At 39.2% G+C, this 13,430-nt stretch carries 13 protein-coding genes; 3 read left to right on the forward strand and 10 right to left on the reverse strand.

Going from position 1 to position 13,430, the window contains the following annotated elements:
• Window positions 1-152: 152 nt before the first annotated feature.
• Both RI561_RS08945 and RI561_RS08950 read right to left on the reverse strand, forming a co-directional pair.
• Complete coding sequence (locus tag RI561_RS08945; RefSeq protein ID WP_395079893.1) at window positions 153-293, reverse strand: hypothetical protein; 141 nt, start codon at window positions 291-293, stop codon at window positions 153-155.
• 3 nt (window positions 294-296) lie between these two features.
• Window positions 297-1,226 (reverse strand): hypothetical protein, encoded by a 930-nt coding sequence (locus tag RI561_RS08950; protein WP_395079894.1) that lies wholly within the window; start codon window positions 1,224-1,226, stop codon window positions 297-299.
• A gap of 221 nt (window positions 1,227-1,447) precedes the next feature.
• Between RI561_RS08950 and RI561_RS08955 the strand changes: the two genes are divergently transcribed.
• Complete coding sequence (locus RI561_RS08955) at window positions 1,448-2,344, forward strand: 3-methyladenine DNA glycosylase (RefSeq protein WP_395079895.1); 897 nt, start codon at window positions 1,448-1,450, stop codon at window positions 2,342-2,344.
• Window positions 2,345-2,387: 43 nt separating this feature from the next.
• Here RI561_RS08955 and RI561_RS08960 read toward each other — a convergent pair whose 3' ends face one another.
• Window positions 2,388-3,407, reverse strand: coding sequence for a threonine aldolase family protein (locus RI561_RS08960; protein ID WP_395079896.1), 1,020 nt, complete (start codon window positions 3,405-3,407; stop codon window positions 2,388-2,390).
• 139 nt (window positions 3,408-3,546) lie between these two features.
• Here RI561_RS08960 and RI561_RS08965 point away from each other — a divergent pair, with 139 nt between their 5' ends.
• Complete coding sequence (locus RI561_RS08965; RefSeq protein WP_395079897.1) at window positions 3,547-4,707, forward strand: lycopene cyclase family protein; 1,161 nt, start codon at window positions 3,547-3,549, stop codon at window positions 4,705-4,707.
• A 50-nt stretch (window positions 4,708-4,757) separates the two neighbouring features.
• A complete protein-coding gene (locus RI561_RS08970) occupies window positions 4,758-5,309 on the forward strand; it encodes a hypothetical protein (RefSeq protein WP_395079898.1) in 552 nt (183 codons plus the stop codon).
• Window positions 5,310-5,363: 54 nt separating this feature from the next.
• On the opposite strand, the gene RI561_RS08975 is transcribed toward RI561_RS08970, so the two are convergent.
• Genes RI561_RS08975 through gatB form a run of 7 tightly spaced genes read right to left on the reverse strand, consistent with a single transcriptional unit; the run spans window position 5,364 to window position 13,232 of the window.
• On the reverse strand, window positions 5,364-6,428 hold the full coding sequence (locus tag RI561_RS08975) for an acyl-CoA reductase (protein WP_395079899.1): 1,065 nt from the start codon (window positions 6,426-6,428) through the stop codon (window positions 5,364-5,366).
• The gene (locus tag RI561_RS08980) at window positions 6,425-7,417 is read right to left on the reverse strand and encodes a hypothetical protein (protein WP_395079900.1); all 993 of its coding nucleotides are present in this window, start codon (window positions 7,415-7,417) and stop codon (window positions 6,425-6,427) included. The genes RI561_RS08975 and RI561_RS08980 overlap by 4 nt, the downstream gene beginning before the upstream one ends.
• Before the next feature lie 2 nt (window positions 7,418-7,419).
• On the reverse strand, window positions 7,420-8,307 hold the full coding sequence (locus tag RI561_RS08985; protein WP_395079901.1) for a hypothetical protein: 888 nt from the start codon (window positions 8,305-8,307) through the stop codon (window positions 7,420-7,422).
• Window positions 8,308-8,343: 36 nt separating this feature from the next.
• Window positions 8,344-9,621, reverse strand: coding sequence for a phosphoribosylamine--glycine ligase (gene purD, locus RI561_RS08990; RefSeq protein ID WP_395079902.1), 1,278 nt, complete (start codon window positions 9,619-9,621; stop codon window positions 8,344-8,346).
• A gap of 3 nt (window positions 9,622-9,624) precedes the next feature.
• A complete protein-coding gene (gene tpiA / locus RI561_RS08995) occupies window positions 9,625-10,392 on the reverse strand; it encodes a triose-phosphate isomerase (RefSeq protein ID WP_395079903.1) in 768 nt (255 codons plus the stop codon).
• Between the two features lie 12 nt (window positions 10,393-10,404).
• Complete coding sequence (locus RI561_RS09000) at window positions 10,405-11,766, reverse strand: peroxiredoxin family protein (RefSeq protein ID WP_395079904.1); 1,362 nt, start codon at window positions 11,764-11,766, stop codon at window positions 10,405-10,407.
• Between the two features lie 17 nt (window positions 11,767-11,783).
• Window positions 11,784-13,232 (reverse strand): Asp-tRNA(Asn)/Glu-tRNA(Gln) amidotransferase subunit GatB, encoded by a 1,449-nt coding sequence (gene gatB / locus RI561_RS09005; RefSeq protein ID WP_395079905.1) that lies wholly within the window; start codon window positions 13,230-13,232, stop codon window positions 11,784-11,786.
• Window positions 13,233-13,430 lie beyond the last annotated feature (198 nt).

Raw genomic sequence — 13,430 nt, forward strand, 5'->3', positions numbered from 1 at the left:
TGATGGAAACCCATCGCTCTATTAAGAGCAGGAAATACTTATTCTTTAAGATCCCACGAACAATATATATGTATATATATAAATGTCAAGAGCTTTGTAATAAGTGGAATGCTAAAAGCTTCTGCTATCAATACCAGCCTCTGTACCTGCTATTACTCATTTTCAACCAATTCATAAATACCTAAGATAAAATTGTCTGGATTAAAATCTTCAATCATGTATAACTGATTTTTATGAACAGTACCAAGAGTGTAAGGAGTGTGTATTTCACCCAAAAATTCTTTGGTTTCCATATCTTAGAGCACCAACAGATTTTCCTTGTTTTCATTATTCACATTTTCAAACCATTCTTCTGTAAGGACTTGCACGTGCTGAACAAAATAGTTTTCAGTAGAATGAATTGAGTAAGTTGTGGAAGCACCCGTCATGCGCTTGGTTATCTCAGAAATCGGCAGATTAAGCTTTACCTCTTTTTTAGGGAGTGAAAAACTTGGAAATTGTACCCCAAAAGATCCCAAATAGCTGTAGTCATTGAGGTCATAGTATCTAATACCATAAGAACTGCTAAGATTTGTATAAATAATACCTGCATTTGTTATATCAAAGTTACTATCCAACATATATTGATTATCAGTGCTCAAAAATGGGTCATATTTCCCAAACGTTTTTGTGAAATTTCCATTTAAATCCAACTTTCCAATTAAGGAAGAAGAATCAGGATTAGGGTTATTGTAATACTTGCTATCTATAATGGGTAGATAAATTTCATCTTTGTATATCAGAAATTCCAGACCAGAATAAAAGAACTTCTCATCTTCAAAAACAGGTGATGATTTTATTACTTCCCCGTTTTGATCAAAGATTTTCAGTAAGCGCTGCTGCATATCTAAAATAGCTATGTTTCCATTTGAGATAAAGTCATACCCAGCAACATTTAAAATTCCATTAGGTCCTTTGTTATTCTCTCCATATACCTGTACAAATCGCCCTTTTCTGTCAAATACAAACACTTTTTCTTTTATACGATCATAGAAAGCAAGATTATTTCCCTGTTCATTTATTTTGAAATCTTCATAGAACATACCAAATAGATGTTGGGAATCTGGTTGAAGAATTAACGAATCCACTTTTACCAATTTGGGTAAAGTTTCTTTAACACCATTTTCCGAATTACATGCAGTACCAACAATTAGTAAAATTACAGTGCCAACTAATAGATTTTTCATAAGTAATTTTAAAGGGAGTGGTATATACCACTCCCAAATTTTGTTAATAAAGGACAACAACTTGCCATCACAATCTTTAAGTATATGAAATACAAATTATTAAAGACCCACAAATAAATATAGACATAAATGGCAATATTTTTCAGATAAATAAGCCTCTAAACTCTTTGTCCTATTATTCTTTATTGCACGTTATCGTTTCATAGTCTTACCTTTGTCATATGATAAAAGCTGAACATATCAAAGAGAAAACGATTATTCCTGAGGAGAAGTGGTTGGGTGAAAAACAAGCACACGAAGATCACGTTGATGCTTTGTTGAACGACTACCTCGAAGCTCGCTCGCGTCAAGAGAAAAACCCGGTTATGGACTTCTTGTTTGAATATTACGCTTTTAGACCCTCTAATCTTCGAAAGTGGTCGCCTGGTATTGAGGTGAATCTCTCCTTTTCTGATTTTAATGAGCTTCCAGAAATTTCGGAAATGACCGTGCAAGATAACATTGCCTTCGTAGATCCAAATCTATTTCCCGATAAACGAATTTCGTCTTTGAAATGGATGCTTAAGATGTTGAAAAATACCCAGCAAAACCGGCCTTCTTTTGGATGTTTTGGGATGCACGAATGGGCGATGGTGTATAAATCTGAGAATCCCAGACATAATCAGCTGCCGATGCGAATGGAGCCTGATGAACTCGCGGCATTTGTGGAATCGCGTCCCTTGCTTTGTACTCATTTTGATGCTTTCCGGTTTTTCACCAAGCCGGCCAAGCCCTTGAACCGCTTCGAGCTTTCCCGTGAAAAATTTCACGAAACCGAACAACCGGGCTGCATTCATTCCAACATGGACCTCTACAAATGGGCGTTCAAATTATACCCTTGGATACCAAGCTCACCTATTCTCGAAGCCTTCGAGTTGGCGGTTGAAGCTCGTTACATAGATATGCAAGCCAGTCCCTATGATTTACGTGAACAGGGATTGGAGCCCATCAAAATTGAAACGGATTCCGGCCGAAAGGAATACAAGCAAAAGCAGGAAATGATCTTTGAAAAAGGATTCCCGATTCGGAAGAATATCATTGATGAAATGAACAAATTGTTGGCAGTAGTTGAAAAGTAATAAAGTGAATAAGTTAAGATTTACTTTATTACTTTATCACTCCTCACTCTCCTATCTCAGCCAAAGCTGTTTTTACTTCCTCCACATCTTCATCCGTAATTTGAAAATGAAAGGTGGCACGAATGGTATTCAGTCCAAAAGGAATCATTTGAATTCCTTTTTCCATTAATTTCTTAACTACCGATTCAGCCAATTCCTTCACCGTATCAAATAATATTATGTTGGTTTGCAGTTTCTTTAGGTCCACGGCTAAAAACTTGCTGTCAAAAATAACTTGTGCTACTTCTTTAGCTCGTCGGTGATCTTCTTTGAGTTTATCCCAATTGTTATCTAAAGCATAATCTGCTGCAGCTGCTAAAAGACCAACCTGCCGCATTCCTCCGCCCCACATTTTCCGAAAACGGCGAGCTCTTGCTATATTTTCTTTTGAGGATAAAAGCATAGAACCCACAGGTGCTCCAAGTCCTTTTGAAAAACATACAGAGATAGTATCTGCAATCTCTCCAAAAAATTCTGGTTTTATTTCAGTAGCCGTAATCGCATTCCAGATACGGGCTCCATCTAAATGAATTAACAAATCTTCCTGATCAGCAAATGCCTTGATATCGCTCAACTCTTCTTTGGTATAGCACACACCGCCGCCTTTATTGGTAGAATTTTCGAGGCAAATGACTTTAGTGCGCGGCTCCCAATCGAAGTGACCACGTTTTGTGTGCCGGAGAATTTTAGTTTCCAATTTCCCATTTTTCCCATCAAGCGTTCGCACCTGCACACCCGATAATGCCGAAGCCGCCCCGGTTTCATAATTAAAAATATGGCCTTTTGCATCAATCAAAATTTCATCCCCGGGATCGGTTAATACCTTTACCCCCAATTGATTACTCATGGTTCCACTGGGCACAAAAAGTCCGGCTTCCATACCAAACATTTCAGCTACTTTTTGCTGAAAAGCATTTACTGTTTCATCTTCCCCAAATACGTCATCCCCGACTTTCGCTTCCATCATTGCTTCGAGCATGGATTGTGTCGGTTGTGTTATGGTATCGCTTCGTAAATCAATCATAGTTTTATTTTGCTTTTTCCTTTAGTTGGAATATAATCAATAGCTGAAGCGAACATAACTATTACACCATTATTCATGAAAAAATTCTTTAAAAAGATACGCAGCTTAATCCTGAAAATTATCCCGGAGGTAGCCTCTTTTGAAGGTTGAAGCAAAGTACGATATTATTATTGCCGGTGGCGGACTTTCGGGCTTAAGCCTTGCCTGGTATTTAGCAAAAGGTGACTATAAGGGAAACGTGTTGGTGGTTGACTCTACCTTTGCTCCCACAAATGATAAAACCTGGTGCTTTTGGACGGCCCACGAGCCCCCCTTCAAACAAATAATTTATAAAAAATGGAATAAGACCTGGGTTTCAGTATTGGACTACAGCACCTTCCGTTACATGAATGAATACAGCTATTACTGCATCAGAAGTGGAGATTTTCGCGAATGTGTACTTAGAGAATTAAGGAAATACAAGAACTTCGACCTCCTTGAAGAAAACATTCTCGATTTCTCCTCTAATAAAAATAAAGCCGTATTACTTACTAAAAATGGAGATAGCTACCTGGCGAATCACATTTTTCAAAGTGTTTTTAAGCCTAAGGGTTTAGATGATTCAAGTATTAAATATCCGCTCATTCAACATTTCCTTGGTTGGGAAGTGCATACCACCGAGCCTACGTTTGATTCTGAAACATTTACAATCATGGATTTTGATGAAGATTTCAGTCCTGGAGTTGGCTTTATGTATGTTTTGCCGTTCACTCAGGAAAAAGCACTTCTTGAATTCACTGTTTTTTCTGAAGAAACACTTCCTAAAAAAATCTATAAAAAGAAGATTAAACATTATCTCTACCACCAGTTTGGTATAGATAAAGACCATTATGAAATAAAAAGAAAGGAGTATGGTGAAATTCCTATGGAAGACAGGCCCCATATTCCCCTTTATGAAAAGAATATTTACAACCTGGGTTCTGTAGGTGGTCAAACAAAACCAAGTACCGGTTATACGTTTACCCGCATTCAGGACTACACCCAGAAACTTGCACGTAATTTAATTCAGGGTTTTGATCCACTCCCCCCTCAACCCTCTAAATTAAAATACCGCTATTATGACCTGCTTCTGTTACATATACTTTCAAATTCAACCGAAGAAAGCCTAAAGGTTTTTCATTCTCTGTTTAAAAAGAACAGTCTGGATGAAATTTTTAGATTTTTAGGAGAGGAAACTAACTTAAAGCAAGATCTAAAAATTATGAGTTCTGTTCCCTATTTGCCTTTCTTTAAGGCAATAGGCCATAATTTGAAACGATAAGAACTTGTCACTCATTGTAGTTGGTGAATCCAAACTAATTCATCAAGATTATGCAAAAAGAGACATTAAAAACCTATTCAACTGATCTTTTTACGTTAATCAAGCATACTCATAAGGCGGTTAAGTCGCAACAAACATCAAGTAAGCTCACGAACGATAAAGCAAGTAACTTACTACATGATATTGACCTTGCCCTTTCAGCTCAGCTTCAATCATTTGAAGGTATGCAAGGAATTCTGAATAACGGCACAAAAAGCACTATCAAAGAAACATTTGCAGCCTTTTCCGGGGCAATTGCCGGAGCTTTAGATACCCAACGCAGTGATGCGGTTTCAAAAATGCTTCGGGATGATTACACGGCCTTAAGTATGATTGCAAGCGGATATACTATGTTACATACAGCCGCTCTGGGTGCAGATAATCAAGAGTTATCAAACTTTACTAAAGAAAGTTTGACTACGATCGCAGCATTGATCACTCAGACAAGTGAAGTAATACCACATGTTGTGGCTGAAGAATTGGATATTAAGCATATAGCCGATGAAGCGGTCACCAATACGCAAGAATGCTGGAAGCCAGAAAATTTCATGGCTGAGGCGTAATTAATTATTGATCCTAGTAATTGAGCCCGGTTAAGCGCCGGGCTTTTTTATTTTTCACGAACTTTCTTCTATCAGTTGCTCAATTGTATCCATGCCATCGGGTTTCCAGTACAGAAATGGACTTTGGGCATATTTTAAATCTTCTACATCAAAACCGGATACCTTTTTTCCTGCAGTATAAATGGATTGAATTTTGGCTCCATATCGCTGCTTGAGCTGTTCAATCTTTTTCAGGTCACCTTGCATCCAGTTTACAGTAAAATCTGAGCCCGGCATTCCCTCCGATTCCTGAATAAGAAAATCCTGAAGCCATAATTGAGACTTGTCTAATGCATAATTGTAGGCATACTTATATCTCAAATTTGGACCGGGTTTTTTGTGCTGTGGATTTTCTTTCCAATATTCTTGAATAGATTTTTCCAACTCTCCTTTTACCTTGTCCAATTTGTGCTCCGATACTACCGCTGCTACAGAACGACATCCTTTCCCTCCATAACGCAGCATGGCTTCCGTCAGCTTTTTAATATTAGCGGTGTTTACTTTACCCAGAAAGCAGACAGAATATTTTGCGGTACGGACGATATATTTTGCAGATGATGTAGCAGCATTAAATTCCCTGATTTTTTCTTTTACTTCAGGAACCGATTCATCAGAACCCGCAAATACCACTTTATCAGCCTCCAAATTTCTGAAAGATTCCAGGTCCGTTGAAAACTGAATTTCTTGATTAGGGTTTTGCTTTTTGACTTCATCCAAAAATGAAGCTAACAGGTAAGGATCCTTTTGGGAAAGTTTCCCATAATAATCGGCCCCGGCAAGTATGGTTCCCACTGCTGTTTGAAATCCTACTAAAGGCAAATTTCCGGCGTGAAGACAAAGTACTTTTTGTCCCCTGGCGTTTAATTGGTCGTTCAATCCGGCCCGGTCAATCCATTGTTCAATATCATTGGATGCCAGATTCTTACGGAATACTGAAAGTTGATGCTCCACATCCTGAAGACTGAATAAACCTTCGGATATGGTTTTCTCTTTTGACTCTTGTAAAGACGCATTTTCGGAACTCAGCCACTCTTCTAAAGCTTCTTTAACCAAATCGATATGTGTACTGATCTCTTTCAATCCCTTTCAATTAAAAAATTACACCCTCTTAGATTCTTAGGATTCCATCTCCCCAAAACCTGAAATTTTCCATCTTCTCGGTGAATACCCTTATCACCCGTCAGCATAAACGAACAGGAATACAAGTTGGCTAAATCAATGATTCCTATTAACCCCTCTTCTCCAAAATCGACTTCCTTCATTGGGTTTTTGGGATCTCGTATGCTCACGTTCATCCAGGGCACACAGGCAAACCATTCATCCCCAAAGCTGTAAGCCTGACTCAATAATTCGGTCATGCCATATTCTGAGTGAATTTGAGATTTTGGAAGCCCAAATCCTTTTGCAAGCTTTTGGTGTAATTCCACTTTTGAAATCTCCAGGCGATGAGTTTTCATTCCTCCTGTTTCCATTACTATAGTATCAGGAGGTAATTTTTGATCAGCCATTTCAATCAAATCTAAAAATCCAAAGGCTGCACCGAATAGCATCAGTTTCTTTCCGGACTTTGTTATTTCCTTGAGTGATTTTTCATCAAGTGGTTTATCCAGTTCCAGGAATTTACTTAGTCTTGTATGGTCTTCCTCAATCAAAGTCCTCAGCATCCATATCAAAGAAGAATGCGGGTTTTCATTATACCTCGGTGTGTAAGCCCAAATCACATAATCTTCTAAATCATAGAATTGGTTCATCCCCTTTAGAATCGATCCTCTGTAAAGACCGGGATCTGAAATAAAATGTTTGCTGCGTACCATTCTGCTCGTACCGCTGCTTTGAAACCATACATCCGGGAGCTCCCCATTCTCCTTTTTCGGAGTTACTATTTCTGCTTCTTTAAAAGCTTCTATTGGCAGTAAAGGGATGTCTTTAACCGATGCAATTTCTTCACTACCCATTGCCTTACAGAAACGGTGATAAACAAGATTATGTTCTTTCTGAAGCTCAAATACCCGTCTTGCTTTTTCTTTAAACGGAATGGAATTATCAAAAATAAAATTGTGAGACAGCATCACTATTCCACGGTTATTTTGAATAATTGGGTACTTGTGAGAATGTAGGCTGTGTTGTTTATCGCTTTTATTCCTGTCGGAGAAATTTCCTCATCAAATTGAAAGCTTGAACTATTTCCTGTCTCCGTTTCAAGCTCCAGTCGATCTCTATATACTTTCCAAAATCCCCTTTCATTTTTGTGAAAGGCAGATACCCCATCTGCAGGTAAAAATCCACGGTAACTGCTATTCAAGGCCAACCGATGTATAGTTTTTGTTCTTTTATCCAGTACTAAAATTTCTTTTGAGGTTGCCAACATTTCATCAACTGAGGCTATTTCGGAAGATATTCTGAATTCGTCCATCAAATTAGAATCCACATCAAATCGGTAAATCTGATCTTCTGTTTCATCCACAAAAAAAACTTCTCCCAAACTATTTACTGAAATTTGGGTGGGATTATATCGTCTTGAACTGCCAAAAGTATCCCCCCTGTAAATACTGCTCAAAAACTGCCCCCTGCGATCAAAAACCTGTACCCGCCTATTGTTATAATCCGTGATGAATATTTTGAGTCCGTTGGTAGCATCAATATCGACGGGACGGCTAAATTGATAATCTCCGGATCCTTTACCGCCAACGGTTTCCACCAAAACCCCTTCATGATCAAATTTCAATATCCTGTTTTGATCCTGTTCAACTACATAAACAAAATTTTGAGTGACCGAAAATGAAGTCGCGTTTTGAAGGTTTGAATACAGTAATGCTGGACTTTGGGCAAAACCCGAGCAAGAGAATAAAATCAGCAGTAGAAAAGCTCCCATTGAAATCCAAAGAATCCTCAGATCTTGTACGCACAAGATCACAGATTTAAAAGGCTTCGATATTCTGCCATATCTGTTCAATGTCACCTATTTTCAGCCTGATTCTGAGCAGGCTATTGTTATTTAATGCTTCAATCCTTTAGCACCAATATCGGATCGGTAGTAGAGCTTATCGAAGTAGACTTCTTTTACTTCTTCGTAGGTATTTTTAATGGCCTGTTCAAGATTTTTTCCTGATCCTACGATGTTCAGTACTCTTCCACCGTTGGTATATATTTTACCATTTTCAGCCTTGGTCCCGGCATGAAACACGATAGCATCTTTGATCTTTTCGAGACCAGTAATTTCCTTTCCCTTTTCATATTGCTCAGGATAACCTCCGGACGCCAATACCACACAGCATTTTACTTCATCGTCAAACTCAATATCGACAGTTGCCAATTCTGATTTTGCACATGCCACTATTATCTCTAATAGATCGGTTTTCATTCGGGGTAAAATGACCTGGCATTCAGGGTCACCAAAGCGGCAGTTATACTCCACAACTTTAGGTCCTTCTTCGGTAATCATCAGCCCACAGTATAATATGCCTGCATAGGGATTTCCTTCTTCCTTCATACCGGAAATAGTAGGCTCAATAATCTCAATTTCTACTCTTCTTAAGATTTCATCCGTAACCACGGGTGCTGGTGAATACGCTCCCATTCCGCCGGTATTAAGTCCCGTATCTCCCTCCCCGATGCGTTTATGGTCCTGGGCATTTCCGATTATCTTGTAAGAATCTCCATCAGAGATGGCAAAAACCGAAGCTTCTTCACCTATCATGAAATCTTCAATCACCAATTTACTGGCAGCCTCTTGCAGAGATTCACTGGTTTTGAGTTCCTCCAGCACGTCCATAACTTCTGCTTCAGATTCGGGGATAAAAACACCTTTCCCCCCCGCAAGACCGTCAGCCTTTAAAACGACCGGATATTTATTTCTATTTCGGATATAAGCGGCTGCTTTGTCAAAATTCTCTTGATCAAATGTTTGATAGGATGCCGTGGGGATGTCATGGCGCTGCATGAATTCCTTGGCAAATTCTTTGCTCCCCTCTAACATGGCGGCCTGTAGTCTGGGTCCAAAAACCGGGTGGTTCTTGGCCTCCAGGAAGTTAGCCAAACCATCAACAAGGGGTTGTTCCGGGCCTACTACAGTAATGTCTATTTCATTTTTTCGAATGAATTCCCAAACTTCCTCAAAATCAGATATAGAAATGTTAACATTCTTACCCAGTTCAGCAGTGCCCGGATTACCGGGAGCTATAAATAAATTTTTTAGCAAAGGAGAGTTAGATATGGCACGGGCAAGCGCATGTTCCCGGCCTCCACTTCCCAGTAATAGAACGTTATATTCCATGGCTTAAACTAAGTCTTCTGCAATGTTGATGATTTCTGAAAAGCTTTCTGCATCTAAGCTGGCACCGCCTATTAAACCGCCATCTACATCTTTTTGATCTAACAGATCACGGGCATTCGCGGGTTTCATACTGCCTCCATATAAAATATTGATGGCCTCAGCGGCTTCATCTCCATACAGATTCGTCAAAATATTTCGGATGTGTTTATGCATCTCCTGGGCTTGCTCGGGAGAAGCCGTTTCACCGGTTCCAATAGCCCAAATGGGTTCGTAGGCAATTACCACATCCAATATCTCTGAATTTGAAACATGCTCTAATGCAGCTTTAATCTGGTTTTCGACCACTTCATGATGCGTATCAGATTTTCGTTGATCTAAGCTTTCACCCACACAAACAATAGGAGCTAATTTGTGCTCCAGCGATTTTTTCACCCTCTTATTAACGGTTTCATCAGTTTCGCCGAAATATTGCCTGCGTTCCGAGTGGCCGACAATCACATAGTTACAACCGCTTTCAGCTAACATGCTCCCGCTAATCTCGCCGGTGTAAGCTCCATTTTCTTCAAAGTGTATATTCTGAGCTCCTACCTGGATGTCCGTATCGTACAAGTATTTGACAGCCATCCCAATAGAAACAAACGGCGGGCATACAAGAACATCTACATTTTCATCAACTTCTGATTTTTGAGATATAAGGCCTTCCAATAATTCAGCAGCATCATAGGGTCCGCAATTCATTTTCCAGTTACCGGCTATCAGTAGTTTTCTCATGGAGTAGTTGGTTTAGCTTGGTGAATTTGAATTTCTTAAAGCCCTGTTTAGTCCTTGAATCACCTCATCGAATTCATCTCTTTCATATTTGCGGATTAACTCTCCGTTTTTATCAATGAGTAACCGAGTAGGAACTTGAACGACATTAAATTTCTTTATGATTTCCTGCACATCAAAAGAACCCAACTGAGCTACCGGCCAGGCCTTTCTGCGCTCCTCAAAAAATGCGTTAACCGTTACTTCGCTTTGATCGAGAGGAATTGTGAATATCTTGAGTCCATAATTTTTGTAGATCTCATGAATAACCAAGGTGCGATCATAATCATCCTGATACTCGTAATTGGCAAGAGGTGAAATTTCCAGAATATACGTGCTTCCATCCAGGCTTTTTTTACTGACTGTATCTCCTTCAATGGTCACAAATGTAAAATCGGGCGCTTCAACACCGGGAGCTAAATAATTAAGATCGTATCGTATAGTTTTAGCCCACCTTTCGGATGAGGGAGAGCTAAATTCATTCTCATATGTTGAAAGCAGTTGCTTGGCGTCTTTTACACGAGAGCTGTCGAAATACATTCTGATTTTATCGCGCATCACAATTTCTTTAGCGGATTCTGACTGAGATATTTCAGAAAGTGAATCAAGATAAGCTGAAGCAGCATCAAATCCTTCTTGTTCTGCTACATAGGGCTTACCAAGGTTCAATGCCACAGATACCATATAATCAGCGGGTAGTGCTTCATCAATTTTCGCCATCATCTCAGTTTTGTCCAATACTCCAACAAGCTCAGCCGCTTTTTCAGCAGCCATGTACGAAGCTATGGTATTTTCATGCTTCTGATACACTTCCCAATAAAGATCCGTCCATTTGCTGATTTCATCCACAACCTGTGAATCAGGGAGGGTTCCACTGTTGATGAAAGCTCCCACCCTTTGAAAACTTCGGTCAACCCTTCTGAAAACTTCCATTGCGTTGTGTTCTCTCGACTCAAGAGAAATTGTTTCCCTTATTTCCGGAAGTTCTGCATTTACAGTAAGGGTATCATTTTCAGCTAATATTACCCGTAGACTTGCTATATCATTGTCATTTCGGCTAATCAACATTGGATAGAAGTTCTTTCGGGGAAAATTTGCTGTCCCACTAAAAGAACCATTTATATCAGTTAATGAATTGAATACCGTATCGATTGCAGCATTCACTGAATCTTGTTTTATAATAGTAACTTCAATATTTGAGAAGTCTCCACTGTCATCCACAGAATCAGCGACTGTAATTGTACCCTTAACCATTGTATTCATGGTTTCAGGCTTATCGGAACAAGCCGCTATTAACGTCAATGACATTAAAACAGCTATAATTGCAATGTTTCTCATGATTAGTATGACTGTTATCAGTCGTTTAATTTTTTGGTGATTAGATCTTTTACCAACTTAGGATTGGCCTTGCCTTTTGAAGCCTGCATGGCCTGTCCTATAAAGAACCCTATTAATTGCTTTTTACCTTCTTTATAACGTTTTACCTCATCGGGATTGTCTTCTATAATTTGATCAACAATTGGATCAAGAAACCCGGAATCTGACACCTGTACAAGGTTCATTTCTTCAGCTAATACTTCCGGTTCTTTTTCCTCCTCAAGCATGGCATTAAAAATTTCCTGCATAGCTGACGAATTTATTTTGTCAGATTCCTTGAGCTTAACTAAATCCGATACTCTTTTTGCTGAAATTGAAAATTCTCTGATATCAATACTTTGTTCATTTAATACTCTCAATACCTCACTTAGTACTATGTTAGATGCTGCTTTCGGATTCCCTAAATGGTCAACTACCTCTTCATAGTAATCTGCGAGATACCTACTGTCCGTAATGGTAACAGCATCATCTTCGCTCATCCCGTAATCTTCAATAAATCTTTTTCTGCGGACATCAGCCAACTCGGGTAATTCTTCTTTGATCTCATTAAGCATGGCATCAGTTACAATAATCGGAGGCAAATCCGGTTCAGGGAAATACCGATAATCATGCGCTTCTTCCTTGGAACGCATGGTTCGCGTCTGATTCTTGGTAACATCCCACAAACGAGTTTGCTGTACTACCTCTCCGCCATCTTCGATTAAATCAATCTGGCGATCAATTTCATATTGAATAGCTCGTTCTACATTTCGAAAAGAGTTCATGTTTTTGAGCTCGGTTCGCGTACCGAATTTTTCCCGTCCACGCGGACGAACAGATACGTTTGCATCACATCGCAGGCTTCCTTCTTCCATGTTTCCGTCACAGATTTCAAGGTACTGCACAATCTGCTTGATCTTAGATAAATAAGCATAAGCTTCCTGGGGAGTTCTGAGATCCGGTTCCGATACAATTTCAATTAACGGCGTTCCGGCACGATTTAAATCAACCAGTGTATTATAAGGATCCTGATCGTGAATGGATTTTCCCGCATCTTCTTCCATATGAATACGAGTTAGCCCAATTTTTTTGTCATAATCTTCCAGCTCAATATGGATATATCCATCATGGCAAATTGGTGTTTCAAACTGAGAGATCTGGTATCCTTTGGGAAGATCGGGATAAAAATAGTTTTTACGGGCAAAAATGGATTTTTCTGCTACGCTGCAATTCGTAGCCAATCCCATCTTAATGATATATCGAACCAGGTTTTCATTAATCACCGGCAACGTTCCGGGATGCCCCAGACATAAAGGCGTTACCTGTGAATTTGGTGCTCCTCCATATTCAGTTTTTACGGGAGCAAAAGCTTTACTTTCGGTTAGTAGCTGTGCGTGAACTTCAAGGCCAATTACCGCCTCATACTTTTCGTTGGCAATAGTGCTCATTAAGTTAATTTTCTATCGGGTTTACAGAGTATCAAAGATATTAAAGTTGTATGACAGTTTGGAATGTTATTTCGGAGTTTATATGATAGTGATTCTTAGGTATTTCAGGTGATCTTTTTTAATTATTCCATCAACCAATAACGAAGTTTGTGAATGTATCAATCACGGATTGTTCAAATAAGTAATTACAGCAATTGC

Source organism: Gracilimonas sp., from assembly GCF_031581265.1.
In the GTDB taxonomy this organism is placed as follows: Bacteria; Bacteroidota; Rhodothermia; order Balneolales; family Balneolaceae; genus Gracilimonas.